This window comes from Microbacterium meiriae (assembly GCF_032364335.1).
Taxonomy (GTDB): domain Bacteria; phylum Actinomycetota; class Actinomycetes; order Actinomycetales; family Microbacteriaceae; genus Microbacterium; species Microbacterium meiriae.
The window spans coordinates 2,910,839-2,935,535 of sequence record NZ_CP133984.1; the positions used below are offsets into that span (position 1 = coordinate 2,910,839).

Genomic DNA, 24,697 nt, shown 5'->3' on the forward strand with positions numbered 1-24,697 from the left:
TACGCCGATAGTTGCGGTTTCGCAACTATCGGCGGCTACCGCACTCGGAGGCCGGGGTCAAGGACGTCGCCGGGGTGGGCAGGACGGACGACCCTGACCGCATGACCTCCGGAGCCATGCCCCGCCCCGACCGGCGCCTGCTGCTGTCGGGCTTCCTGTTCGGCTGCGGGATCGCCGCCTCGATGATCGACCTCTTCGTCTTCCACCTGGTGCTGCACTGGCACCACTTCTACGATCTGTCGACCTCTGACGTGGCCCTCGTCTCGGACGGGTTCTTCCATGCGTTCGGCTGGTTCATCACGATCCTCGGCGCCTTCCTCCTCGCCGACGTCCGCCGTCGTGGCCCCGTGCGATGGACGCGCTGGACGGGCGCGGTGATCACCGGGGTCGGGTTCTTCCAGCTCTTCGACGGCGTGGTCGATCACAAGCTCCTCGGGATCCACCAGATCCGCTACGGCGTCGACCTCGTGCTCTACGACACCGTCTGGATCGTATCGGCCGTCCTGTTGCTCGCTGCAGGGATCCTCGTGGTGTGGCGGACCCGCCCGGACCCGGCGCGGTGACGGCCATGCGCGAGGGTCACGACGGACACCACGGACCGCCCGAGACGCCGGGCATCGACACCGACGCCGTCGGAGGCGGGATCGATCTGCTCGCGCCGGTCGCGCTCGTCGCCCTCCTCGCCGCAGCCGTTCTCTATCTCGTCGGGTTGCTGCGGACCCGGGACCGCAGCCCCTGGCCTCGGCCGCGGACGGCCGCCTGGATGGCGGGTCTGCTCTGCGCCGGAGTCGGCATGGTCGGACCGTTCGCCGCCCTGGCCCACAGCAGCTTCCCGGTGCACATGGCCGGGCACGTGCTCGTGGGGATGCTGGCGCCACTCCTCCTCGTGCTCGGGCGGCCGGTCACGCTGGCCCTGCGCGCCCTCCCCGTGCCGCGGGCGCGCACTCTGTCCCGAGTGCTGCGCAGCGGCCCGATCCGGGCGCTCACGCATCCGGTGGTCGCCGGCGCCCTCAATGTCGGCGGTCTCTGGCTCCTCTACGCCACACCGCTGTTCCCCCTGATGCACGCCTCACCGTGGCTGCATGCCGCCGTGCATCTGCACGTGCTGCTGACCGGATATCTGTTCACGGCGAGCATCGTGGGGCTCGATCCGGATCCGCACCGCGCGTCGGTAACCGTGCGGGCCGGGGTCCTCATCGTCTTCGTCGCCGCGCACTCGATCCTCGCCAAGTGGCTGTGGGCCCACCCGCCCGCCGGCGTCGACGTCGGGGACGCTCGCGTCGGGGCGGAGCTGATGTTCTACGCCGGTGACGCGGTGGACGTGCTGCTCATCGTGCTGCTGCTCCGACAGTGGTTCGTGGCGACGCGACCGCGGGACTCGGCTCAGCCGCAGAACGACGAGAGACCGTCGTGGAGGCGTTCGATCGCCTCGACGGTCTCCGGAGCCTGAAGGTCGGTCATGCCGCCGAGCTGATCGGCGCCGGAACGGATGAGGTCGGCGAGCTGTCCGTCCATGCCGTCGGCGACGCGGTCGAGCGTGGCGACGAGGTCGTCGCGGGCGGCGTCGAGCTGCTCCGCGGACACGTCGCCCTGCGCGAGCAGCGCCTGGTACTGCGCGTATGCGTCATCGATCGTCGCGCAGGTCTCCGCGACCGGGACTCCGAACGCGTCTCCGGCAACCTGAGTGACCTGGGCGCACCCGGCCAGAAGACCGGCGGCGAGCAGCAGGGGGACGATGGCGATTCGGCGCATGACCCGAGGGTAGCCGCGCCGCCTGGGGCGCGGCTGACCCTCGGGCGGTGCGGCGGTCAGCCGCCGGACGGGTTCTCGAGGGGCTTGCCCTCGTCGTCCGTCGTCTCGCGCTCGAGCACGTCGTCGGTGCTCTCGCCGCTGTCGTCGGGAGCGCCGCCGGAGGCCGTGTCGGCTTCCTCGTCGGCGCCGGGAGTGCCCTGCGTGTTCTGGGGGTCGCTCATGCTCTCCTCCTCTGTTCGTTCCGACGACCGTATGCGCGCCGGTCCCGGCGACGCAGGGGGTTGACCGCGGACACGGCGACGGCCACACTGCCGGCGCGCCGGGGCGTCATCCCTGCGTCCAGAGCCGTTCGATCGGTACCGTCCGTCCGAGAATGCGCTCGGCCGCGCGATGCCCGGAGAACACGGCCGCCGGCACGGTCGCCGGGTCGTCGGTCCAGGTGGCTTCGCCCGCCAGGTGCAGCACGCCGCCGACCGGGGTGGCGAGGTCGTCGTGATCCGCGGTGGTCGACCCGACCGTCATGTACGCGTACGACCCGTGCGCGAACGGATCGTCCTGCCAGGCCGTGCGATGCAGGCCGATCGGATCCGGGATCCCGTCCCCGTACAGCCGGCGGAGCTGGACCATGATCGAGGCCTGCACCTGGTCGTCGCTCCAGTCCCTCGTCGCGACGGCCGCGGGCCCTGCGGCGAAGGTGAGCAGGAGCGGCTCGTCGTGCAGCGCCGTGAGGTCGTACCAGGAGTGCCACCACCGCGCCTCGGGCCCCTGCTGCCGGAACGCGTAGACCCCGTCTTCCCAGAACCGGGTGGGGAACCGCAGGAAGACCTTCTCGAAGGCGTTCATGCGCAGCCGCCCCAATGCCTCGGCGTTGACGGGCGGCAGCGGAGGGACGATCTCCATGGTCCCGGACTGCAACACGCCGACCGGGACCGTGACGACCGTCGTATCGCCGGAAAAGTCCCCGCGCGAGGTCCGCGCCCAGACGCCGTCCTCGCTCCAGTCGACGCGGGTGACGATGTGCTCCAGCCGGACGTCCAGCCCTTCGGCGAGGCGCTCCGGGAGCACCCCGTACCCGTCCGGGAACACGACCTCGTCGCCCTCGATCGCGTCATCGTCGAGGCCATGCGCGGCGAGGTCCTCGATCCACGCCCCGTACTGCTCCTCGGCGCGATGCTCCAGGTATTCACGCACTCGCTGGGCGCGGTCCGCGCTCCACTGCCGGCGTGAGAGCACCTGGTCGGTGACGTCGCGGTAGGAGGCCTCGGGGCCGGAGGCGGCGATGACAGCCGGCAGCGCCTCGTCCACCGCGTGGACATCCGCGGCGAAGGCGAGCGCCTCCTCCGCCGAGAGCGGGCGACCGTCGGGACCGTGATACGCGATCGGCCGGCTGTCCACCTGGAACCCGCCGACGGTGAACTCCACGGTCCGCATGCCGAAGGCCTCGGCGGCGGCAGCCACCGGACTGCCGTCGACACCGTGGATCCACGAGGCGCCGAGATCGACGATGCCGTCGGTCCGGTCCGTATGCACCCGGCCGCCGACCCGGTCGCGCGCTTCGAGCACCACGACCGTCCGCCCCTCGCCCTGCAGCAGCCGCGCAGCGGTCAAGCCCGCCACGCCCGCGCCCACGATCACCGCGTCGACCTGCTCCATGCGCCCCTCCTCGCAGCCCCGCCGCACGGAGCCGTGCCCCGACGATAGCCCAGGCGGGCGGGCATCGACAGGGTGGCGGGGCCTCTGCGTCAGGCGGCGTGCTGGATGACCCCGAGCAGGGTGCCGTCAGGGTCGAAGAACTTCAGGAAGAGAGCGAAGCCGCCGTCGTCGAAGCTCACGACATCGACGCCCTCTGCCGCGAACCGCTCCGCGAGGGCGTGGATCTCGGTCGTGCGCAGGAAGAAGATCGGCCGCTCCTCCCCCGCCACCGTCAGCTTCATCGGCGCGTGCCCCGGCGCTTCCCAGAGCATCAGGTCCGGGCCACCCTCGGCCCGGAGCATGGCGCTCGTGCCGTAGTCGGTGAGGACGCGGAAGCCGAGCAGGCGCTGGTACCACGCGATGGACGCGGCCAGATCGGCGACGGGCAGCTGGATGTGGTCGAGTCCGGTGAGGACGGATGCCATGTGGGAAACCCTCCGTGGTCGTGTCCGTTCACCGTAGCGCTCCCCACCGACCACACCGCCGACCGGATGACAACCCCCTGGGCGCTGCAGGCGGAACAGCGCACCCTGGGTCCATGAGCCACCACCCCGATGACATCAAGCAGCCCCTGGACCACCTCCCCCCGGCGGATGAGCGGGACAAGGCCGTCGAGATTGACGAGCCGCACTATCCGACGTCCGGCGCACCCGCCGACAGCCCGGACGTGACGCCGGAGACGGCGGCAGAGCCGGACAAGCCGAACCGCCACGGCGTGGACAAGCTTCCGCCCACGTCGCGCTGACCCGTTCCGCCCGTTCCTCAACTATTGTTGAGGTCTACGGAAGGGCGACGGATGGAACCCGACGATCTCCTCCCGATCGGAGAGGTCACCCGACGCACGGGCGTCGCACCCTCCGCGCTGCACTTCTACGAGCAGCTGGGCCTCATCGCCTCGACGCGCACGCCCGGCAACCAGCGGCGCTATCGCCGACACATGCTGCGCCGGATCTCCATCATCGTCGTGGCCAAGCGCATCGGCATCCCGCTCAGCGAGGTGCAGGAGCTCTTCCAGACGTTGCCCGTGGACGCGCCGCCCTCGCACGGCGATTGGCGCCGCGTGGCCAAGCGCTGGCGCGCCGAGCTCGAGGAGCGGCGGACGCAGCTCGAGCATCTGCAGCGCGAACTCGCGGGCTGCATCGGTTGCGGCTGCCTGTCCCTCAAGGCCTGCCGCCTGCTGAACCCCGAGGATGCCCTCGGCGAGAACGGTCCCGGCCCTCGCCGCATCTGAGACCGGGGACCTCCGCCGCGACCGCTAGTCGAAGGTGGGGTGTTGCGAATCCGGGATAGGTGAGACCGTGGAGATATCCCCACCAGCGATCAGCGTGGTTGCGCCTCTTGGCAACGGGTTCCTGTGGTGATGGAACGAAGGATCCATCCAATGGGCAAGTTCATCTACGAGGGCGGTCCGAAGGTCGAGATCGAGGACCGCGCTCTCACACATATCCAGCTCGTCATGATGACGAAGCTCCGGCGCGGAGAGCCGATGCCGTTCTCGTGGAAGGAAGACGCCTCCGTCGGCGGCGGCCGGACGACAGTCTGGGTGCACGCGAACGCGAACATCGTGTTCAAGTTCTTCGGCAGCAGGCCCCCGGCCATCAACCGGCGGTGGGTGGACGCTCTGGCGTACACCGCGAACACGACGAACGGCCTGTACCTGGTGCCGGAGCCGACCGAGACGAGCAGTGCCTCCCGGCAGCTCGCGGACCTCACCGTCTGACACCGGCACCGCCGACGCGGAGGTCGCAGGCCCGAGGACTCAGTCCTCGAGGTCGGCGTCCTCCGCTTTCGCTTTCTCCGCCTCCTCCTGGGCCTTCTCCGCCTCCTTCTCGGCGCGCTCCTGAGCCTTCTCGGCCTTCTTCTGCGCGTCCTCCTCGGCCTTCCGCTGCTCCTCGGCGGCCTTCTGCGTGGCCTTCTCCGCGGCCTCCTGAGCCTTCTCCGCCTTCTTGTCGGCCGGCACGCCGGGCGCGGGTTCCGGTGCCGCGGGCGGAGCCTCGGCCGGTGTCGACGGCTCTTCCCCGTCTTCCGGGACGGTCACGGGCACCACGACTGCCGGCGTGGGCGATGAACGAGGGCTCGGCTCGGTGTCGACAGGCGTCACCGCGGGATTCGGGTTGAGTGCCCCCGCCGCCCAGAGCGTTCCGGCGACGGTGAGCGCCACCGCGACCGCGACGGCGCCGGTCAGGAGCCCGCGGCGCCGCCGGACGCGCTGCGTGCGAGGGCCCCGGGCGCGGAGCATCGCCCCCTCGGCAGACGGACGAACGGGAAGCACGCGGGTCTGCGTCGGGGGCGCGGAGGGGCCGGTCGGTGTCCGATCCGCGAATGCTGCGGCGGCGATGGGGGCCGGCACCGGCGGGCGGGGCGGCAGCGAAGGATCCTGTGCGAGCGCGGACACCGCGGCGAAGACGCCGGCGGCGCTCGGCCGGTCCTCGGGATCCGTGGCGGTCATCCGCTGCAGCAGCGCGGACCACGCCGGACCCACGGATTCCGGGATCGTGGGCGGCTCGATCAGGCGGGCCAGGGTGGCCCCGATCCCCTCCGCCTCGGCGAACGCGCGCTCTCCGGTGAGCGCTTCGCGCAGGACCAGCCCCAGTGCGTAGATGTCGGCGGCGGGCGCCGGCGCCGCGCCGTTCAACTGCTCCGGCGCCAGGTACGCCGCGGTCCCGATCACCGTCCCCGGAGACGTCAGCCGCGCCGCGTCCACGAGCACCGAGATCCCGAAGTCGGCGAGCTTCGCGCCCGATCGGCTCCCGGCGAGAGAGCGACCCGTGAGCAGGACGTTGGAGGGCTTGATGTCGCGGTGCACGATGCCCGCGCCGTGCACGACGTGCAGGGCCTCCGCCAGGTCGGCAGCCAGCGCCGCCACCTCGTCCGAAGGAAGCGGCCCCTGGGCGATCCGCGCCGCGAGGGTCGGCCCATCGATGAACTCCATGACCAGGTACTCGGCCCGCCCGGGATGCAGCTGCGCGTCGTACAGCGTGACCAGCGCGGGATGGTTGAGTGAGGCGAGGACGGTCATCTCGCCACGAGCGCGCTCGGACGCGGCCCCCTCCTCCGTCTCCGCACGCAGCATCTTGATGGCCACTGTGCGCCCGAGCAACGAGTCCTCGGCGCGGTACACCCGCGCCATCCCGCCCTGCCCGACGCACTCCCGGAGGTGGTAGCGACCATCGAGCAGCGCCTCCGTGGGAAGCGAGTCATCCGTCATCGTCGAGTCCTCCTGCCACGGCGTCGGGAGCGCCACGGCGAGGCCACTCTAGAAGCGTGGCCGGAGGTCGTCTCGGGCCTTGACAGCGGGGCGGTCGATCGGGAGGTCCTCGCCCGCGGGAGAATGGGACATATGCCCGCGCGTTCCCCTCAGCGACTGCTCCACTCCGTCCGCCGGCTGCTGCACACCGATCCGTCCACCGTCGCCCACACCGAGGCGATGCCCGTGATCGACGAACACACCGTCCCGCGGGTCCTCGATCTCGCGACCCGCATCGGGGAGTCGATGTTCGCGGTCGGCGCCTCCGCCCACGAGGTCACGCTCGCGATCACCCGCGTGTGCGAGGCCTATGGACTCAAGGGCGTGCAGGTCGACGTGACCTACAACTCGATCACGGTCTCCTTCCATCTCAGCGGGGAGGTGTGGCCGGAGACCCTCGTCCGCGTGGTCCGCGTCGCCGCCCCCGACCACGCCAAGCTGCAGCGCGTGCAGGCGCTCGTGGCCGACATCGACGGCGGCCTGGACCTGGAATCCGCGCGCACCGCCTTCCGCGTCATCCGCCGCGTGCCCTTCCGCTATCAGCAGCCCGTGGTGATCGTCGCACGGGCGCTCCTCGCGGTCGGGGTGAGCATCATGCTCGGGGCCTCTCCGCTCATCGTGGGTCTCACGTTCGTCGCGGCCCTGGGGGCGGCGCTCACCCAGGCGGGCCTCGCCCGGCTGCGGGTGCCGCTGTTCTTCAGCCAGATCGCCGGAGGCCTCGTCACCACGGTCGTCGCGGTGGCGGTCTCGGCGCTCGGCAGCGCGGGGATCGAACCGTTCGTCGGCATCCGTCCGTCGATCATCGTCGCCTCGGGCATCGTGCTCATGCTCGCCGGGCTCACCGTGGTGGGCGCGGCGCAGGACGCCATCGACGGCTTCGCGCTCACCGCCGGCGGGCGCATCCTCGACCTGACGATGCAGACGCTCGGCGTGGTGATCGGCATCCTCGTCGGGCTGGAGCTCGGTGGCGTGCTGGGCTTCACGATGGAGCTCCCGGACGACCCGGCGCCGTTCGGACCCCTGCTCAACCAGTTCGCGGGGGCCATCATCATCGCGGTCGCGGTGGCCGTGTTCAACGGCGCCGGGATCCGCATCATCCTCGTCAGCGCCCTGCTCAGCGCCGTCACCCTCGCCGGGTACGCGGGCACCGTCGCGCTCCAGCTGCACCCGGCCGCGGCGAGCGCGGTCGGAGCATTGCTGGCGAGCTTCATCGGCATGCTCATCGCACACAACCTGCACGTGCCCTCGGTCGCGGTGACGACGGCGGCGATCGTTCCGCTCGTCCCCGGCGTTGCGGTCTTCCAGGGCCTGCTCGAGGTCGTGCACGCGGCGGGCACCTCCACCGGAATGCTGACCGTGGGCGGATCGCTCATCGACGCCGCCGTGATCGGCATCGCCCTCGCCTCCGGCGCCTCCCTCGGGCTCTACCTCGGAACGCCGGTGCGGGCGACTCTCGCCGGGGTGGCGAAGACCAGGGCGCGCGTGCGCCGCTGACCCGACGGCGTCATCCCGTCGAGGAGTCGGCGGCGAGGTCGAGCACCCACTCGTTGACCGTGAGCTCGGCCCCGCGGAAGTCCTCCGTGATCGTTCCCCGGCGAGTGAACCCGCCGCGACGACACACGGCGTTCGACGCGGGGTTGTCGACCGCAAGGAACGCGAGCAGCAGCCGCCCGTCCCCCACTCGACCACGGAGCACGTCGACGAGCAGAGCGAGAGCGCGGGCGGCCACCCGCCGGCCCTGCGCGGCACGCAGCACGAACCAGCCGGTCTCCCACGCGGGCTCGTCCTGCCACGTGATCCGCCACGCGCCGATCGAGCCGAGAGGCTGCCCCTCGTCGTCGATGATCGCGAACATCAGGGCCTCGCCGTCTGCGACGAGACGCAGGTACCTCTCGTGACGCGCCTGCACCTCCGCCGTGCTCTCCGGCCCGTTGAGGTGCACCGTCATCTCCGGGGTGTTCGCCGCCCGCAGGAGAGGGAGATCGTCGGCCGACCAGGGCCGGAGGCTCAGTGTGTCCACGCGCGCAGCCTTGCACGCCCCACCGACACCGGAGACGACGATGCGCCCGCCGCGGACGGATCCACGGCGGGCGCATCACTGGGCGGTCAGTGGCCGCCGAGGTCCCTGACCAGCTCGGCCTCGTCCTCCTTGGACAGCGAGGTCTGCACGACGGTGCCGTTGTACGGGGCGAGCGCCTCGGCGAACTTGTCCTCCGTGAGCTTGAGGGCGTAGATGACGACGGCGGACTTGCCGGCCGTCACGGTGGCCTTGACCCGGTCGCGGAACTCGGCGTCGATGCCGGTCTTGTCGAGACCGGAGAACAGGGCCCCGAGCAGGCCGCCGAACACCAGGCCGGCGACCGGGATGAAGAACAGGATGCCGATCAGCGCGCCGAACAGGGCACCAGACGCGACGCCCAGGCCGATCCTGCTCCCGGCGCCCGGGTACTCCACCTTCGTCTTGCCTTCCCCGTCGACCTTCACGAGCGCGAGGCCCGCGAGCTCGACGACGAGGTCGTCCTGCAGGGCCTGGACGCGGTTGTAGGCGCCCTCCGCGTCGCTCTCGGTGTCATAGGAGATGACGATCAGTTCAGCCATGGTTTCCTGCTTTCGGTTGCGGTCGGAGATGCTCTCCACGCGCGCAGAGGCACCGTTCTTCGCCACCGACCCTAGGCGCGCCCCTGCCGACAGGACAGAGCGGCCGGAGATGTTCACCCTGGTGACTCCGCGCGGCGATGTCCGCGGCCTGGCCTACGGTCGCTGTCGTGCCCGAGTCCGTGCAGCAGTGGTGGGCGAGACGGCAGTTCTCGCGCGGACTCGACGTGCCTTATGCGGTCGGGACGTACCGGGCGGCGTGGGCGGCTTACCCCGAGCTCATCCGGCAGTACCACCCGGAGCTCAACCACGGCATCGTGCTCTCGCAGATCCCGCTGGCCGCCGATGTCCTGCTCTGCTGGGAGTGCGCCGTCGGGCACCTGTTCGCGGCGACGCCGACCGAGCAGCGCGAGCGTCCGGGGCGGGTCCGACGGCGCTCGTCCTGGTGTCCGGAGTGCGCGGCGCTGGCGCGGCCGCAGCCGGTGATCCTCGGAGAGGCGCGTGCGCTCCCCGCCCGTCCGAAGAAGCCGGCACCGGCGCTCTGCACCAAGACTCCTGCGCTGCCGACGGGAACCGCGTTCCTGAGCGCATGCGCTCCGAAGCCGGCGTCGGCGGCGGAGGGGAAGCTCCGGCAGGCACTGGCCGAACGGCTGGTGTTCCCCGACGAGCTCAACGCGATCAAGGTCGGACGGCCCTTCTTCCGCCATACGGAGGTGTGGCCCGACATCCTGCTCCCCGAGCTGCGCATCGCGGTCGAGTACGACACGGTCGGCCGGCACGGGCTGGAGCACGTCGGCAAGCGGGAGGAGACGGACCGCCGGAAGGACCGCGCGGTCCGCAGCGCCGGATGGGAGGTCGTCCGGCTGCGCATGGGGAAGCTGGAGCCCCTGGGCCCGTTCGACCTTCCTCTCACCTCCGTGGGCACCGCCGGGATCACCCGGCTCATCGACCGGCTCCGCGACATCCGCGGCGCCCTGATGGTCGACGCCTATCTGCGCTGAACCGCTTATCCCCTGCTCGAGGATCGACGCAACCCCCGTGCCGGAGGGTGCCGACGACGACAAGATGTCCTCATGAAACTCGTCTCCTACGCCGGCCAGCAGCTCCTCACCTCTGACGACGTCGCCGAGACGCTCCTCACCCTCGCGGCCGCGATCGCCAGGGAGGGCGAGTCCGAAGCGGTGGAGATCCCGATCCTCCTGGACGGGGAGAAGGACTGGGCCGATCTGCTCGTGGGTGTCGGCAACGATGTGCTCGTGAGCCCCCACCACACCGCGGACCCCGAACCCGACTTCGCGACGGAGGTCGACGAGCTGCGCGCGCATCGCCACTTCCCGAAGACCACGGGCGATTCGTCATCGCGCGGAGACATCGACATCCCCGCGCTCTCCGACTTCGACATGGGGCACGGTCTCTGACCGCACCGCCGTGCGCGCGTCCCGGCGACGCGGATCGGCCTGGCGCACCCCGTCGAGGAGGGCGATCCCGTGGTCGGCCGCCGCGATCAGCCCGGCGTCGTGCGTGACGCAGATCACGGTCGCTCCGCACTCGGCCTCCTCGCGCAGCACGGCCCGGATCCGCTGGACCGATTCCGCATCCAGAGCGGTCGTCGGCTCGTCCAGCAGGAGGATCGCCGCGCCTGCCGCCAGCCCCTGAGCCAGCAGCACCCGCTGCTGTTGGCCACCGGAGAGCTCCGCGAACGGACGACGCCCGAGAGCCTGCACGGCCGTGCGTTCCATCGCCGCCTCGACCGCGTGGCGCGCACGCTGATCCCGCCGCCGGAAGGCACCGAGCCGCCCCCACGTGCCGACCTCCACGACATCTCGCGCCGTGAGCGGCAGGCCGGGAGGCACCACGGCGCGCTGCGGCACGAAGGCGATCCGGCCCGTCACGCTCCGCTGCCCTCGCGTCGGTGAACGCACGCCGGCGACGACCTCGAGAAGGGTCGACTTCCCGGCGCCGTTCGGGCCGGAGACGGCGACGACCTCTCCGACTCCGATCGACAGGGTGAGGTCGCGCAGCGCATCGCGCTTCCCGAACCGCACGGAGACACCGTCCAGGCACACGGAGGGGTCGGTGGTCGATGAGAGCGTCGTCATATCTCCAGTTTATGAATTTGATAATCATTCTCAACTACGCATAGGCTCGCGTTCCGTGACCTCCTCGTTCTCCGCCCTCCTCACCCCGTTCACGCTCGAGTTCTTCCAGCGCGGGCTCCTCGGCGGCGCGATCGTCGCGGTCCTCTGCGGGGTCGTCGGCACCTGGGTCGTCGTCCGAGGGATGGCGTTCCTCGGTGAGGCACTGGCCCACGGGATGCTGCCCGGTGTCGCGCTGACGACAGTGCTCGGGGCTCCCGTCCTCGTGGGCGGAGCGCTCAGCGCCGTCGCGATGAGCATCGGCATCGGCGCCCTGCAACGACGCGCCCGGCTCTCCTACGACACGAGCATCGGTCTGCTGTTCGTCGCGATGCTGGCTCTGGGCGTCATCATCATCTCCCACTCGGGGAGCTTCGCCACGGACGCGACGGCCATCCTGTTCGGCGACATCCTCGCCATCACCCGCGCCGATCTCCTCCTGCTCGCCGCAGCCGCGGCACTGGGAGTGATCGCCGCCACCCTCTGCCACCGACCGTTCGTCGCGCTGGCCCTCGACACCCGGATCGCGACGGTGCTCGGGCTCCGTCCGCGGTGGGCCCAGGCGGCCCTGGTCGGGCTGGTGACCCTCGCGGTCGTGGCGTCGTACCAGGCGGTCGGCTCGCTGCTCGTCGTCGGTCTGCTCCTCGCTCCGGCGGTCGCCGCCGCACAGTGGACGTCGCGGCTGCCCACGCGCATGGTCCTGGCCTCCGCGTTCGGGGTCGCCGCGGTCCTCGTCGGGCTCCTCGCGTCCTGGTACGCGGCCACCGCGGCCGGAGCGTCCGTCGCCGCCGCCGCGATCGCGCTCGCCGGCCTCTCCTGGGCGGTGCGGGCCGCCGTGCGCACACGGCATCCGTTCGCCGACCGGGCCGCCCATCCCGACCCTGCTCCCGCCTCCTGACCCGTCTCCGAAAGGTTCTCGTGCGCTCCCGCCTCCTGCCCCTCATCACTCTCGCCGCCCTCTCCCTCGCCCTCACCTCCTGCGCCGGTCCCGCGACGCAGAGCCCGGCCGCGCCCTCGACTCCCGCGGACGGGCACGGCGCGATCGCCGGAGCGGAAGAGGTCGCCGAACCGCAGCTCGGCCTCACGACCGTCGACGACGCGGGTCGGGTGACCCACCTCGACCTCCTGGATGAGAGCGTCACCGACATCGGTGCGGTCGCCGCCCCCGAGGGCATGACCACCGATGGCCGATACCTCTTCGCGGACACCGGCGACGGCGTCGAGGTCGTCGACAGCGGCGTCTGGACGTGGGACCACGTCGACCATTTCCACTACTACCGGGCGGAGCCCGCGCTGCTCGGCACGGTCGAGGGCGACGGCACGGCAACGGTCGCGACGACGAACAGCTCGACCACCGGCGGCACGGGGATCTCCTTCTCCGGATCCGGTGACGCGGTCCTCCTCGACACGGAGGCCCTGTCGAAGGGGGAGATCCGTGAGCTGTTCCGCATCGAGCGCACTCCCCACGAGGGTCTGGTGGTACCGGTCGGGTCGTTCGCCCTCGTGACCGAGGACGACGGTGAGGCGGGCGGCTCCGTCGTCGGCCACACGGCCAACGGCGAGCGCACCGGGCTCCGGGAGAACTGCGTCGCGCCGCGCGGCACGATCACGACCAGGGTCGGAGCGGTGATCGGCTGCGCCGACGGCGCCCTGCTGGCTCAGGTCGAGGACGGCGCCGTCGTCGTCGACCGCATCCCGTACCCGGAGGACGCGCCGGCCGGAGCCGTGACGTCCTTCCACAATCGTGAGGGGCGCCCCACGGTCGCTGGCCTCGCCGGGCCCACCGACATCCGCATCCTCGACACCCGGGCCCGGGCCTGGACCCTCCTCACCGCTCCGGCCCCACTCGTGCAGGTGACAGCCGTCGGCGATGAGGACGACACCCTGCTCGCCCTCGCGGAGGACGGCCGTGTGCTCGTGCTCAGCGCGCTCGACGGGGCGGTGCGAGCGGAGACGGCGCCGCTGGTGGCGGAGTCGGTGGCGGGGGGAGCCACCCCGGTCCTCATCGCCGACCAGCACCGCGCGTACCTCAGCGGCCCGGCGGAGCACCGGCTGTTCGAGATCGACTACGCCGACGGCGCCCGCGTCGCGAGGACCTTCGACACGACCGACACCCCGGCCTTCGTCGCCGAGACGGGGCGCTGACATGCGCCTCCTCCGCGTTCTCACCGCCACGGCGCTCGCCGCGTTCGCCGCGTTCGCCGCTGCCACCCTGACCTCCTGCGCCACCCCTTCCGATACGCGACCGGTGGTCGTCGTCTCGACGAACATCCTGGGCGACGTGGTCGGCGAGCTCGTCGGCGGTCAGGCTCGCGTCGTCACCCTCATGAAGCCGAACGCGGACCCGCACTCGTTCGAGATCTCGGCGCAGGACGCCGCCACGCTCCGGGACGCCGACCTCCTCGTCTCCAACGGGCTCGGGCTCGAGGAGGGCCTGCAGCAGCATCTCGACGCGGCCGTCGCCGCGGAGGTGCCGTCCTTCGTCGCCGGCGACGCGATCGAGGTTCTGGACTACCGCGACGGCGACGCCGCGGGAATGCCCGATGCGCACTTCTGGACCGACCCCGCGCGCATGATCGACGTCGTCGATGCCCTGGAGCCCGCCCTGGCCGCGCTCGACGGGATCGACGCCGACACTCTCGCCGCGGACGTCGCCGACTACCGCGAGGAGCTCACGACGCTCGACGCCGAGATGACCGCCGCATTCGCCCGGATCCCGGACGAATGCCGGGCGCTCGTGACCAACCATCACGTCTTCGGCTACCTCGCCGACCGCTTCGATTTCGAGGTCGTCGGCGCCGTGATCCCGGGCGGAACCACGCTCGCGGCCCCCTCGGCCTCCGACCTCGCCGACCTCGTGGGCGCCGTGGAGGACACGGGCGTGCCCGCCGTCTTCGCGGAGTCCTCCTCCCCCGACCGCCTCGTCCAGGCGCTCGCCGAGGAGGCCGACGTCCACGTCGAGGTGATCGAGCTCTTCACCGAGTCGCTCACCGCGGAAGACGGCGGCGCCCCGGACTACCTGACCATGATGCGCGTCAACACCGAGCGCATCGCCTCCGGTCTCACCCGTTGAGACCACCCTCACAAGAAAGAAGCACCGCATGAAGACACTCCCCCTGCGCCGGGCGCTGGCCGGGGCCGTCGCCCTCGGCGCCGCCGTGACGCTCGCCGCCTGCTCGACCAGCCCCGGGTCCGGCTCCGCCGGAAGCGATGCCCCGGAGTCGGACCCCGGCCCCCGGGTGGCCATCTCGTACGAGGGCGGCATCCTCGTCCTCGACGGGGAGACCCTCGACACCGTCGCCGACTTCGATTCGGAGCCGTTCACCCGCCTGAACCCGGCGGGCGACGGTCGCCACGTCATGGTGACGATGAGCGAGGGCTTCCAGGTACTCGACACCGGAGCCGGGTCGACCGATGATGCGGCGCTGACCGACACGGTGTTCGCGGCCGACACCCCCGGCCACGTGGTCCGTCACGGTGGCAAGACCATCCTCTACGCCGACGGCACGAGCGACACCACGATCTTCGACACCGCCGCCCTCGGCGACGACGGCCTCCCGGAAGTGGAGACCATCGACGGCGTCGAGGCGCACCACGGTGTCTCGGTGCTGCTGGAGGACGGCACGTTCCTCACCACGGTGGGCGATGCGGACGGTCGCAGCGGCATCGTGGTGCGCGATGCGGAGGGCACGGAGATCGCGGCGTCCGATCAGTGCCCCGGCGTCCACGGCGAAGGCACGGCGTCCGACGAGGTCGTCGTCTTCGGCTGCGAGGACGGCGCGCTCGTCTACAAGGACGGCGAGATCACCAAGCTCGCCGCCCCGGACCAGCCGTACGGCCGCATGGGCAACGCCTACGTGAGCGAGACGAGCCCGATCGTGGTGGGCGACTACAAGAACGATCCCGACGCCGAGGGGTACCTGCTCGACGCCGTCACGCTCATCGACACCGCGGCGATGACGTCCGAGGTCGTGTCCCTGCCGGAGGGAGCGGAGTACACCTTCCGCGACGTCGTGCGGGGGCCGGACGACCTGGCCTACATCCTCGGCGCCGACGGTGCCATCCATGTGCTCGACCCCGAGACCGGGGAGATCACCGACTCCTACCCCGTCATCGAGGCGTGGGAAGGGCCGGCCGAGTGGCAGGACCCGCACCCCGCCATCGTCGTCGCCGGTGACATCGCCTACGTGACCGAGCCCGCCGCGGACAGCGTGCACGCGGTCGACCTCAGGACGGGCGAGGTGCTCGCGAGCACCGAGCTGGAGGTCACCCCGAACGAGATCGCGCCGGCGGCCGGCTGAGCCTCGGCGCTGCGGGTCCGTCCCGTTCCGGGGCGGACCCGCAGCATCGTGTCCCGTGCACGTTCCCGGCACGACCAGACGCGGAACCCTCAGGGCAGCAGGGTGAATCCCGACTCGTAGCTCGTGGCGCCGAGCGCGGCGAGGACGATCTGGAGGAACCCCATCGCCTCGAGCTCCCGAGCGCGGGACAACGGACCGACGTCGACGGCGCGGAGTCCCGCATCCTCGATCAGCGACGCGACGGCGATCTTCGCCTCCGCGTAGTCACCGGCGAAGAGGACCGTCGTCCGCGTGGTGCCGTTGGTGCCGGTGACCAGGGTGTCGCCGAGGTTGACGTTGAACGCCTTGACGACCGCTGCCCCCTCGGGGAGCATCCGCGCGAGTTCCGCGGCGCTCGACGAATCGGACGGGACGGTCAGTTCGTCGTAGGTCGTGAAGTCGATGGGGTTGCTGATATCGATCACGACCTTGTCGCGCAGGCGCTCGCGATAGTGGTCGAGGATGCTCGGGTACACCGCAGAGGGGACTGCGAGCACCACCAGGTCGCCCGTGAGGTCGTCGCCGAGCGCGGCATACGTGACGTCGGGGCGGTCGCCGGAGGAACTGGCGGTGCTCCGACGGACGATCTGGATACCCGCGCCGGCGCGCGCGGCGACGTCCGCGATCGCCGCGCTCATCCTCCCGCTGCCGATGATGCTGATCGAGGTCATGCGTACTGCTCCTTCCGGAAGCGGGCCAGCGCCCTCTCGGCGACCTTCCTCGCGTCGTAGTCGAAGACCGCGCTCCGGCGGAAGTCGCGCCCGACGCGCAGGTCGGTGTCGCGCTTCCGCCGGTCCGCGAACTCGTGCTGCGCGTCGAACATCCACCCCGCCCGCCGTGAGCCGTGCTGCAGGATCGCGGTCCGCTGCATGCGGACCGAGGTGTAGCGCCGGAACGCCTCCGGGATGTCGGCGACCGTGTCGGCGGCCTTCAGGAACACGGCCAGCGCCATGCTGTCCTCGATCGCCTGGTTCACGCCCTGGCCCTGGTGCGGCAGCATCGTGTGTGCGGCGTCGCCGAGCAGGGTCACCGCTCCGTGGGACCAGTTGCGGAGCGGCTCGTGGTCGAAGAGCCCCCACCAGAACGTCTTCTCGATCGCTCCCAGGAAGCGCTGGAGCCGGATGTCCCACATCTCGCCGGCGAACTCGGCGCGGAGCTCGCTCACGTCGGCGGGGCCGGACCAGGGGCCGTGGAGCGGGCGGTCGCTGGGCACCCCGGCGACGAAGTTGAACAGGGTGCGCTGTTGCAGCGGGTAGCACATGAAGTGCCGCTGATCCCCCATCCACACCTGGCTGATCCGCGGCCAGTCCGCGGGCAGGTGGGAGGCGTCGACGACGCCCCGGTAGACGATGTAGCCGGAGTACACGGGCTCCGGATCGGGCACGATGCTGCGGCGCACCACGGAATGGATGCCGTCCGCCCCGATGACCGCGTCGAAGAGGTCGGTCACCCCGTTCTCGAAGGTGACGCGGACGCCGGACTCCTCCGTGCGCAGGGAGGCCAGGCGGTGCCCGAGGCGGATGCTCTCCCCGTCGACCTCGCGCGCCAGGACCTCGATGAGATCCGGGCGGTACATCCCGATGTTCCGGTACTGCTTCGCGGAGTCCTCCCACGCCGCGTCGGTGACGAGCGCCCCACTCGCATCCAGGTAGACGCCGTGCCCGTCGGGGGTCGCCCCGGCCCGTCGCACCTGGTCGAGCACACCGAGGGCGTCCAGCACGCGCTGCGCGTTCGGGGCGACGGTCACGCCTGCTCCCACCTCGCCGAGCGCCGTCGCCTGCTCGAACACGGTGACCTGGGCACCGGCGATCCGGTCGAGGGCGATCGCGGCCGTGAGCCCGCCCATCCCCCCGCCGATCACGGCGATCCTCGTCCTGCTGTCTACCATTGCCTCTCCTTCATCGAATGACGCACGAACAGGCGTCCTCTCACTTCGCGGCCGGCGCGGGCGCAGCCGGACGCGACCGGAACATCGTGGCTCCCGTGGCCTGCTCGGCCTCGTGGTCCGGTCCCAGCGGAATCCCCGATCGGTCCCGCAGACACAGCGTCGCGATGCCGCCGAGGAGCGAGGCCACCAGGAGGTAGGCCGACACGGCCACGGTCGTACCGGTCCTATCGAGCAGCAGCTGGGCGATCATCGGTGCGAACGCACCACCCAGCACCGCGCCGATCGCGTAGGTGATCGAGACGCCCGAGAAGCGGATCGAGGCGGGGAAGATCTCCGAGTACCAGGCGGCCAGCGGCCCGTACGTGAGGCCCAGTCCGGTCGAGATGAGGACGAGCGCGGTGTACAGCCCCGGCAGACCTCCGTGGTCGACGAGCCAGAACACGGGGAAGACGACGAGAGCCTGCAGGGCGAAACCGATCAGGAAGGTGCTCCGCCGCCCGATCACGTCGGAGAGGTACCCGGCGAGGAGCGTCGAGAAGAACCAGACGACGGCGGCCACCGACGCGGCGACGAGCACCGCCGTGGTGTCGAGGCTCTGCACGTTGATCGCATAGCTGTTGAGGAAGCCACCCGTCGTCATGTACCCGAGCGTGCCGTTGCCCGCGAACACGAGGGCGGCCAGGAGCACCAGATACCAGTGGCGCCGGAACAGGGTCACGATCGGCGCCTGGGACTGCCGTCCGCGGCGTGCGATCTCCGCGAAGACGGGGCTCTCCGACACGGAGCGCCGGATGACGAACCCGACGGCGATGAGCACGACGCTCACCAGGAACGGCACGCGCCAGCCCCACTCCAGGTACGCGGCACCCGGGGTGATGACGCCGGTCATGAGGGCCGTCACTCCGGAGGCGAGGAGGAAGCCGAGGGGCACCCCGAGCTGGGGCCACGACCCCGCGCGCCCTCGACGGTCGGCCGGGGCATGCTCGACGGCCATCAGCACCGCGCCTCCCCACTCACCGCCGGCCGAGAGACCCTGGAGGATCCGGAGCAGCAGGAGGAGGATCGGCGCGGCGATCCCGATCTGGGCGTACGTCGGCAACAGACCGATGAGGGTGGTGGCCGCTCCCATCAGCACGAGGGTGAGGACGAGCATCGTGCGCCGCCCCAGGACGTCGCCGAAGTGCCCGGCCAGGAAGGCGCCGAGCGGACGGAAGAGGAAGGAGATGCCGACCGTGGCGAAGGAGAGCAGCAGGCCGATCTCCTTGCCGGCGGGTTGGAAGAAGAGCTGTGCGAAGACGAGCCCGGCGCTCGTCGCGTAGATGAAGAAGTCGTACCACTCGATGGTCGTGCCGATGATCGTCGCGAAGGCGATGCGGCGCTGCGAGCTGGCGTTGCCTGATGCGGAAGAGGAGGTCATGGTCGTCCCTAACGTCGTTGTCCCCCTCGCGAGCGAGGGGATCGGGATGTGTCCCTCTCATCGTGAGGGCGGGGACTCTGTACGTAAATCGCACTTCTTCGTGGTTATAGTTCAGGTGAGCGGAAGAAGAATCGAGGGGGGCCGTCATGTCCGACGTGAGCATGAGGCAGCTCGAGCTGTTCGCCGCCCTGCCCAACTTCCCGACCCTCAGCGCCGCGGCAGCTCATCTGCACATCTCGGAATCGGCGCTGTCCCAGGCGGTGACGAGCCTGGAGCGGGCGGTCGGCGCCCAGCTCTGCGTGCGACGGAAGGCACGCGGCCTCACTCTGACGCCGACCGGTCAGCAGTTCGCCAAGCAGGCCCGTCGGATCGTCGCGGATGCTCAGGAGCTCGTCCTCGACGCGCGCCGCGGCACCGAGCTGCGCGGCCCGGTCACGCTCGGGTGCTACGCCAGCTTCGCGACCAGCGTGGTTCCGGAGCTGCTCGAAGGCTTCCCGAAGCGCCATCCGGGCGTGCAGCTCGAGATCATGATCGGCACGAACGAGGAACTCCTCGCGGCACTCGACGCGGGAGACCTCGATGTGGCGCTCGTGTACAACGTGTCCCTGCCCGCCGGGTACCGTCGTCGGCGGATCTATGCCACCGAGCTCGAGGTCCACCTGCCGCCCGCGCACCCGCTGGCCGATGCGGCGACCCTGGACCTGCCGGACCTCGCCGACGAGCCCTACATCCAGTACGACGCCAGCCCGGGGACGCGCAACGTCATCGATGCCTTCACCGCGCGCGGACTCGAGCCCCGGATCGAGGCCCGCGTCAGCCAGCTCGCCCTCGTCGAAGCCCTCGTGGGCCGAGGCCTGGGCTACGGCCTCCTCATGTCCCGCCCCAACACCCTGCCCGTGAGCAGCGAGGGACGCCCGGTCGTGATCCGCCCCCTGGACCCCCCGGTGACGGTCTCCCACGTCGTGGGGATCTGGCCGGCGGACATGACCCTGACGTCGCGTGCCGATGCCCTCCTCGACTTCGCGGTGGAGAAGCTCGGCGACTACGGACGCGCGGACGTGCGGACGCCTCATGTCTGAGCCGTTCTTCACCATCGGGCACTCCACCCGCACGATCGATGAGTTCCTCGCGTTGGTGCAGGAGAGCCGTGTGGAGAGCGTCGTGGACGTGCGCCGCCTCCCCGGTTCGAAGCGGCATCCGCAGTTCGACCAGGACGCACTCGCGTCCTCCCTCCGCACCGCCGGGATCGCCTACCACCGTGCAGAGGGGCTGACGGGTCGCCGCCCCGTGAGCAGGGACGTTCCCTTCGAGACCAACGCGTGGTGGCAGAACCGCAGCTTCCACAACTACGCCGATCACGCCCTCTCCGCGGACTTCGGGCAGGCCCTGGACGAGCTCCGCGCCGAGGGCCGCGAGCGGCGCGTCACGGTGATGTGCTCGGAGAGCGTGTGGTGGCGGTGCCATCGACGGATCATCGCCGACCACCTCCTCGCGCGGGACGAAGTCGTCCGCCACATCCTCGGTCCCGGGCACGTCGATCCGGCAGAGCTCAGCACCGGCGCGGTCGTCCGCGCGGACGGGACGGTCACCTACCCGGCCGCATGACCGCACGCCGGCACAGCATCCCCCTCGTCTCGTCTTCGCGCAACCCCCGTGCCGGAACACCTCTTCTCCTCATAGGACTGGATCGCGGGAGCAGTGCTCGCGCCGACGCCGAGGAGGAGCCATGTCGAAGGCAGCCACAGGACGAAGCGGATCCGCGTCCGCTCCATCGCCAGAGCACGACGAGAAGCCGGACAGCCCGACCGATCTGCAGAAGCGGTCGTGGAAGTACGTCCTGGTCAAGAGCGTCCGGGAGTTCTCCGCCGATCAGTGCATGGACGGCGCCGCGGCCCTCACGTACTACGCGGTGCTCTCGATCTTCCCCGCCATGATCGCCGTCTTCTCGCTGCTCGGCGTGTTCGGCCAGGGCGGGGCCGCCGCCGACGCCGTGCTCGGCATCATCGGCGACGTGGCACCGCCGGAGACCGCGGAAGCTCTCCGCGGTCCGATCGAGCAGATCTCCCAGGCTCCCGGCGCCGGCATCGCGCTCGTGACCGGAATCCTCCTCGCGCTGTGGTCGGCCTCGGGCTATGTCGGGGCGTTCAGCCGGGTGATGAACCGCATCTACGAGATCGAGGAGGGGCGGCCGTTCTGGAAGCTGCGCCCCATGCAGCTGCTCGTCACGCTCATCACCGTCGTCTCGCTGACCATCGTCGCCATCGTGCTCGTGCTCTCCGGAGATGTGGTGTCGGCGCTGGGCGACGCGATCGGCGCCGGCGAGGGCGTGCAGCTCGCGTGGAGCATCGCCAAGTGGCCGCTGCTGCTGTTCGTCGTCGTCTTCCTCGTCGCGATGCTCTACTACGCGACCCCGAACGCCAAGCAGCCCAAGTTCCGGTGGATCAGCATGGGTGCCCTCGTGGCGATCGTCGTGCTGGCCGTCGCCACCCTCGGCTTCGTGCTCTACGTCACCACCTTCTCCAACTACGAGCGCACCTACGGATCGATGGCGGGCGTCATCGTGTTCCTGCTGTGGCTGTGGATCGCGAACCTCGCCCTGCTGTTCGGCGCGGAATTCGACGCGGAGCTGGAACGCGGCCGCCAGCTTCAGGCCGGGATCGCCGCCGAGCGCGACATCCAGCTCCCCGCACGCGACACCCGCCAGAGCGACAAGCGGGCGGAGAAGGAGCGGAAGGACATCGAGGAGGGACGGCGCATCCGCGTCGAGAACGACGACGACGGCGAAGGCGACGACCCTCCGCGGGAGGAGTCGCGGCGGCCGTGACCTGCGGCCACCCCCGACGTCATCGCATCCGCCCGAGCACACGACCGCGGCGATGAGCGACCCACAGGAGGACCCCGGTCGCCGCCAGGCAGACGACGATGGAGACGACGCTTCCCTCCGGCCCGAAAGCGCCTCCCGTCAACCACTCGGGACCGGAGGTCGCCCCCGTGAGCAGGGCGTCGCGAGCCGCCGATCCGGACACCACCGTTCCGAAGATCCCACCGATGGCGACATTCCAGCCGAGGTGGAGACCGATCGCCAGCCAGAGGGAGCCGGTGAGCAGGTAGGCCGCGCCGAGAATCAGCCCGGCTTCGACCGCGACGGCGACCGCGCCCCACAGCGACGCACCGGGGTTGACGAGGTGGAGGAGGCCGAAGATCGCCGCCGATGCGAGCAGGGCCACGGTCGCGCCCCATCGTCCCTGGAGCAGGCGGAACACGACCCCGCGGAAGAACACCTCCTCCGAGACGGCGACGGCGCACATCGTCCCCACGAGCGCCAGTGCTCCGGCGAGCGACCCCCATCCGGTGATCCGGTAGCCGCCGAAGAGGGCGATGATCCCGATCGACAACGTCGCGAGCCCGAGCCCCCCGAGGGCGCCGAGGACCACGTGCCTCCGCGCGGACTCCCGGGGGAACTCGGTCACGGTTCGCCGTTCGAGGTGGCGTCCTGCCCAGACGTACAGGGCGATCATGCCCGCGGCGAGCGCCGGCCCGACGACGAGGCTGAGCGCCGCGTTCTGCACTCCAGCGGCGGCGGCGTTGGCGCCCAGCATCGCCGCACCGAGCCCGACGACGAGGACGGTCGTCCGTACCCATCTCCGACCCGGCCTTCCTGGTCGCTCGGGCTTCTCCGCCTGGTCCGGATCCCACGTCGTGTCGTTCATCGTTCCTCCTCGTGACTGCTGCAGGAACGACGCTACGGACGCCGGGAGCGGGGCGAATCGCCCGACCGTGGACATCTCAGGTCCCTCGCTCGGGGGATGCGAAAGCGCCGGACCGCCGCGGGGCGAGGGCGAGGTCGTCAGGTGGCCAGGCCGAGACGGTGCGCGAGCACGACCGCCTGCACCCGGTCCCGCACGCCGAGCTTCACCAGCAGCCGCGACACGTAGGTCTTCACCGTCTCCTGGCTGATCACGAGCTGTCCGGCGATCTCGGCGTTCGAGCGACCGTCGGCGAGGAGGAGCAGGACCTCCCGCTCGCGCGCGGTGAGCGCATCGAACCGCTCACTCTCCTGCCCCGATGGCCGGAGACGCTCACCGTAGCGGCCGATGAGCGCCCGCGTCACCGCCGGGGCGATCAACGACTCCCCTGCGGCGACGGTCCGGATCGCCGCCGTCAGCTCGTCTGGTCGCGCATCCTTCAGGAGGAAGCCGCTCGCGCCGGCCCGCAGAGCGTCGTAGACGAGGGCGTCCATCGTGAAAGTGGTGACCACGAGCACGCGTGCCGCCCTGTCGACATCGGGCCCGGCGATCCTCCTGGTCGCCTCGATGCCGTCGAGGATCGGCATCCGGATGTCCATCACCACGACGTCGGGCTCCTCCCGGGCGGCGACCCGGAGAGCCTCCTCGCCGTTCGCGGCCTGCCCGACCACCGTCATGTCCGGCTGGGCGTCGATGATCGTGACGAAGCCCGTGCGGACGAGCTCCTGGTCGTCGCACACCACGATGCGCAGGGGTGCCGGTGCGTCCGACGGACTCATGCCGGGATCCTCGCGCGCACGACGAACAGATCGCCCTCCCCGGCGGCATGCAACTCCCCGCCCAGGCTCTCCACCCGCTCGCGCATCCCGATCACTCCTCGCCCTCCGACCGTGGTGTCCGAGGCGGCCGTGCGGCCGCGCGGACTCGTCACCTCGACCAGGATCGCATCCGGAGCGTACTCCACGCGGACATCGGCCGCGCCGTCTCGGGCGTGCTTCCTCGCGTTGGTGATGCTCTCCTGCACGACGCGCACCACCGCGAGTCCTGCGGCTCCGCGCAGCACCCGGCGCTCCCCCCGCTCCTCGAGCCGGACCGTCTGCCCGGTCGACCGGGCACGGGCGACGAGCTCCGCGATCGTCTGCAGCGCCGGTTCACGGGAGCCGTCGGCGGTCGCCTCGAGCGCGCCCAGAAGACTCCGCAGGTCCACCAGCGTCGCGCGACCTCCCTCGGCGATGGAGGCGAGCACGCGGTTCGTGTCCTCGTCGAGGCCGGGGCGCAGCCGCCCCGCCTCGGCCTGGATCATCATCGCCGTCACGTGATGCGTGACCACATCGTGCAGCTCTCGGGCGATCCGCGCGCGCTCCGCGGCGATCGCGTCCTTCTCCGCCTGTCGCGCGCGCTCCCGTCGGGCCGCCGTCTGGGTTCGCAGCCACGAGCCCCAGAGCCACAGCGCCGCGAGCATCACGCCGAAGACCACCGCGTCCGTGATCGCGAGGCTCTGGTCGATCTGAAGGAGCACCACCGCGAAGACGAGATAGCAGGAGAGCATCCCCGCGGCAATGACGCCGCGGTGTCGGGACGCGAGGGCACCCGCGCCGACCAGGCAGATCAGGAGTCCGAGAGCGGCGACGGTGGTCGGATACCCGAGAAGCTGGAAGGCGGCGAACGCCGAGAAGCACAGGGCGAGCGCCGTCCCGGGCCACCTCCGCAGCAGCGCCACGCTGCCGCCCTGCGCCGCGATCAGGATGAGACCTCCCGGATCGAGGTGTCGATCCGGGAGGCCGGCGAGTTCCAGTCCCTGCTGCGCCACCCCTGGCACGAAGGACAGCACGATCAGGGCGCAGGCGACGACGACGTCCCACCGGGTGCGCACGATCTGCACGAT

General features: G+C 71.0%; 29 protein-coding genes. 15 read left to right on the forward strand and 14 right to left on the reverse strand.

The annotated features are described in order from the left end of the window. The first annotated feature begins 101 nt into the window (after nt 1-101). Both RI211_RS14225 and RI211_RS14230 read left to right on the forward strand, forming a co-directional pair. Nucleotides 102-563, forward strand: a complete 462-nt coding sequence (locus tag RI211_RS14225; protein ID WP_280565047.1) for a DUF2243 domain-containing protein — start codon at nt 102-104, stop codon at nt 561-563. After that, nucleotides 533-1,450, forward strand: a complete 918-nt coding sequence (locus tag RI211_RS14230; protein ID WP_315638359.1) for a cytochrome c oxidase assembly protein — start codon at nt 533-535, stop codon at nt 1,448-1,450. Before RI211_RS14225 ends, RI211_RS14230 begins: the two co-directional genes overlap by 31 nt. On the opposite strand, the gene RI211_RS14235 is transcribed toward RI211_RS14230, so the two are convergent. The 4 genes from RI211_RS14235 to RI211_RS14250 all read right to left on the reverse strand — a co-directional run bounded on the left by RI211_RS14235 (nt 1,384) and on the right by RI211_RS14250 (nt 3,869). After that, a complete protein-coding gene (locus tag RI211_RS14235) occupies nt 1,384-1,752 on the reverse strand; it encodes a hypothetical protein (RefSeq protein ID WP_315638358.1) in 369 nt (122 codons plus the stop codon). The genes RI211_RS14230 and RI211_RS14235 overlap by 67 nt on opposite strands. A 56-nt stretch (nt 1,753-1,808) precedes the next feature. Beyond that, nucleotides 1,809-1,973 carry a hypothetical protein gene (locus tag RI211_RS14240; RefSeq protein ID WP_164498166.1) on the reverse strand — a complete coding sequence of 55 codons (165 nt, stop codon included), beginning with the start codon at nt 1,971-1,973 and terminating at the stop codon, nt 1,809-1,811. 106 nt (nt 1,974-2,079) lie between these two features. After that, a complete protein-coding gene (locus RI211_RS14245) occupies nt 2,080-3,405 on the reverse strand; it encodes a flavin monoamine oxidase family protein (RefSeq protein ID WP_315638357.1) in 1,326 nt (441 codons plus the stop codon). Nucleotides 3,406-3,494: 89 nt separating this feature from the next. Next, nucleotides 3,495-3,869, reverse strand: coding sequence for a VOC family protein (locus tag RI211_RS14250; RefSeq protein WP_292797281.1), 375 nt, complete (start codon nt 3,867-3,869; stop codon nt 3,495-3,497). Nucleotides 3,870-3,982: 113 nt separating this feature from the next. On the opposite strand from RI211_RS14250, the gene RI211_RS14255 reads away from it, so the two are divergent. The 3 genes from RI211_RS14255 (at nt 3,983) to RI211_RS14265 (ending at nt 5,164) form a co-directional block, all read left to right on the forward strand. After that, entirely contained in the window at nt 3,983-4,189 is a 207-nt protein-coding gene (locus RI211_RS14255; protein ID WP_025102541.1) for a hypothetical protein, read from the forward strand. A 51-nt stretch (nt 4,190-4,240) separates the two neighbouring features. Then, the gene (soxR, locus tag RI211_RS14260) at nt 4,241-4,675 is read left to right on the forward strand and encodes a redox-sensitive transcriptional activator SoxR (protein WP_060922707.1); all 435 of its coding nucleotides are present in this window, start codon (nt 4,241-4,243) and stop codon (nt 4,673-4,675) included. Between the two features lie 150 nt (nt 4,676-4,825). Beyond that, nucleotides 4,826-5,164: a DUF7882 family protein gene (locus tag RI211_RS14265; protein ID WP_187662378.1), complete on the forward strand. Its 339-nt coding sequence runs from the start codon at nt 4,826-4,828 to the stop codon at nt 5,162-5,164. Nucleotides 5,165-5,203: 39 nt separating this feature from the next. Here RI211_RS14265 and RI211_RS14270 read toward each other — a convergent pair whose 3' ends face one another. Next, the gene (locus RI211_RS14270) at nt 5,204-6,688 is read right to left on the reverse strand and encodes a serine/threonine-protein kinase (protein ID WP_315638356.1); all 1,485 of its coding nucleotides are present in this window, start codon (nt 6,686-6,688) and stop codon (nt 5,204-5,206) included. 96 nt (nt 6,689-6,784) lie between these two features. Between RI211_RS14270 and RI211_RS14275 the strand changes: the two genes are divergently transcribed. Continuing rightward, nucleotides 6,785-8,185, forward strand: a complete 1,401-nt coding sequence (locus tag RI211_RS14275) for a threonine/serine exporter family protein (RefSeq protein ID WP_187662380.1) — start codon at nt 6,785-6,787, stop codon at nt 8,183-8,185. A gap of 10 nt (nt 8,186-8,195) precedes the next feature. Here the strand turns inward: RI211_RS14275 and RI211_RS14280 are convergent, their stop codons facing one another. Beyond that, nucleotides 8,196-8,711 (reverse strand): GNAT family N-acetyltransferase, encoded by a 516-nt coding sequence (locus RI211_RS14280; protein ID WP_315638355.1) that lies wholly within the window; start codon nt 8,709-8,711, stop codon nt 8,196-8,198. Between the two features lie 86 nt (nt 8,712-8,797). Then, nucleotides 8,798-9,289: a DUF1269 domain-containing protein gene (locus RI211_RS14285; RefSeq protein ID WP_187662382.1), complete on the reverse strand. Its 492-nt coding sequence runs from the start codon at nt 9,287-9,289 to the stop codon at nt 8,798-8,800. A gap of 167 nt (nt 9,290-9,456) precedes the next feature. On the opposite strand from RI211_RS14285, the gene RI211_RS14290 reads away from it, so the two are divergent. Together RI211_RS14290 and RI211_RS14295 are read left to right on the forward strand one after the other, a co-directional pair. Then, nucleotides 9,457-10,287, forward strand: a complete 831-nt coding sequence (locus tag RI211_RS14290) for a putative endonuclease domain-containing protein (protein ID WP_315638354.1) — start codon at nt 9,457-9,459, stop codon at nt 10,285-10,287. Between the two features lie 72 nt (nt 10,288-10,359). After that, complete coding sequence (locus tag RI211_RS14295; protein WP_315638353.1) at nt 10,360-10,704, forward strand: hypothetical protein; 345 nt, start codon at nt 10,360-10,362, stop codon at nt 10,702-10,704. Here the strand turns inward: RI211_RS14295 and aztA are convergent. Beyond that, a complete protein-coding gene (gene aztA / locus RI211_RS14300) occupies nt 10,642-11,385 on the reverse strand; it encodes a zinc ABC transporter ATP-binding protein AztA (protein WP_315638352.1) in 744 nt (247 codons plus the stop codon). The two genes, RI211_RS14295 and aztA, sit on opposite strands and share 63 nt — an antisense overlap. 55 nt (nt 11,386-11,440) lie before the next feature. Here aztA and aztB point away from each other — a divergent pair, with 55 nt between their 5' ends. Genes aztB through aztD form a run of 4 tightly spaced genes read left to right on the forward strand, consistent with a single transcriptional unit; the run spans nt 11,441 to nt 15,722 of the window. Then, a complete protein-coding gene (aztB, locus tag RI211_RS14305; RefSeq protein ID WP_315638351.1) occupies nt 11,441-12,319 on the forward strand; it encodes a zinc ABC transporter permease AztB in 879 nt (292 codons plus the stop codon). A gap of 20 nt (nt 12,320-12,339) precedes the next feature. Then, nucleotides 12,340-13,566: an ABC transporter gene (locus tag RI211_RS14310; protein ID WP_315638350.1), complete on the forward strand. Its 1,227-nt coding sequence runs from the start codon at nt 12,340-12,342 to the stop codon at nt 13,564-13,566. A 1-nt stretch (nt 13,567) separates the two neighbouring features. Further along, nucleotides 13,568-14,494: a zinc ABC transporter substrate-binding protein AztC gene (aztC, locus tag RI211_RS14315; RefSeq protein ID WP_315638349.1), complete on the forward strand. Its 927-nt coding sequence runs from the start codon at nt 13,568-13,570 to the stop codon at nt 14,492-14,494. 28 nt (nt 14,495-14,522) lie between these two features. Further along, the gene (gene aztD / locus RI211_RS14320; RefSeq protein WP_315638348.1) at nt 14,523-15,722 is read left to right on the forward strand and encodes a zinc metallochaperone AztD; all 1,200 of its coding nucleotides are present in this window, start codon (nt 14,523-14,525) and stop codon (nt 15,720-15,722) included. A gap of 89 nt (nt 15,723-15,811) precedes the next feature. On the opposite strand, the gene RI211_RS14325 is transcribed toward aztD, so the two are convergent. Genes RI211_RS14325 through RI211_RS14335 form a run of 3 tightly spaced genes read right to left on the reverse strand, consistent with a single transcriptional unit; the run spans nt 15,812 to nt 19,066 of the window. Then, complete coding sequence (locus tag RI211_RS14325; protein WP_315638347.1) at nt 15,812-16,432, reverse strand: NADPH-dependent F420 reductase; 621 nt, start codon at nt 16,430-16,432, stop codon at nt 15,812-15,814. Continuing rightward, nucleotides 16,429-17,649 (reverse strand): FAD-dependent monooxygenase, encoded by a 1,221-nt coding sequence (locus RI211_RS14330; protein ID WP_315638346.1) that lies wholly within the window; start codon nt 17,647-17,649, stop codon nt 16,429-16,431. The genes RI211_RS14325 and RI211_RS14330 overlap by 4 nt, the downstream gene beginning before the upstream one ends. A gap of 40 nt (nt 17,650-17,689) precedes the next feature. Beyond that, a complete protein-coding gene (locus RI211_RS14335) occupies nt 17,690-19,066 on the reverse strand; it encodes an MFS transporter (RefSeq protein ID WP_315638345.1) in 1,377 nt (458 codons plus the stop codon). A gap of 146 nt (nt 19,067-19,212) precedes the next feature. On the opposite strand from RI211_RS14335, the gene RI211_RS14340 reads away from it, so the two are divergent. The 3 genes from RI211_RS14340 (at nt 19,213) to RI211_RS14350 (ending at nt 21,890) form a co-directional block, all read left to right on the forward strand. Then, entirely contained in the window at nt 19,213-20,145 is a 933-nt protein-coding gene (locus RI211_RS14340) for a LysR family transcriptional regulator (protein WP_315638344.1), read from the forward strand. Next, nucleotides 20,138-20,671: a DUF488 domain-containing protein gene (locus RI211_RS14345; RefSeq protein WP_315638343.1), complete on the forward strand. Its 534-nt coding sequence runs from the start codon at nt 20,138-20,140 to the stop codon at nt 20,669-20,671. Before RI211_RS14340 ends, RI211_RS14345 begins: the two co-directional genes overlap by 8 nt. Nucleotides 20,672-20,792: 121 nt before the next feature. After that, entirely contained in the window at nt 20,793-21,890 is a 1,098-nt protein-coding gene (locus RI211_RS14350; RefSeq protein WP_315638342.1) for a YihY/virulence factor BrkB family protein, read from the forward strand. A 19-nt stretch (nt 21,891-21,909) separates the two neighbouring features. Here RI211_RS14350 and RI211_RS14355 read toward each other — a convergent pair whose 3' ends face one another. The 3 genes from RI211_RS14355 to RI211_RS14365 all read right to left on the reverse strand — a co-directional run bounded on the left by RI211_RS14355 (nt 21,910) and on the right by RI211_RS14365 (nt 24,694). Continuing rightward, nucleotides 21,910-22,776, reverse strand: coding sequence for a CPBP family intramembrane glutamic endopeptidase (locus RI211_RS14355; RefSeq protein ID WP_315638341.1), 867 nt, complete (start codon nt 22,774-22,776; stop codon nt 21,910-21,912). Nucleotides 22,777-22,913: 137 nt separating this feature from the next. After that, a complete protein-coding gene (locus RI211_RS14360; protein ID WP_315638340.1) occupies nt 22,914-23,591 on the reverse strand; it encodes a response regulator in 678 nt (225 codons plus the stop codon). Next, the gene (locus RI211_RS14365) at nt 23,588-24,694 is read right to left on the reverse strand and encodes a sensor histidine kinase (RefSeq protein WP_315638339.1); all 1,107 of its coding nucleotides are present in this window, start codon (nt 24,692-24,694) and stop codon (nt 23,588-23,590) included. The genes RI211_RS14360 and RI211_RS14365 overlap by 4 nt, the downstream gene beginning before the upstream one ends. Nucleotides 24,695-24,697: the final 3 nt, after the last annotated feature.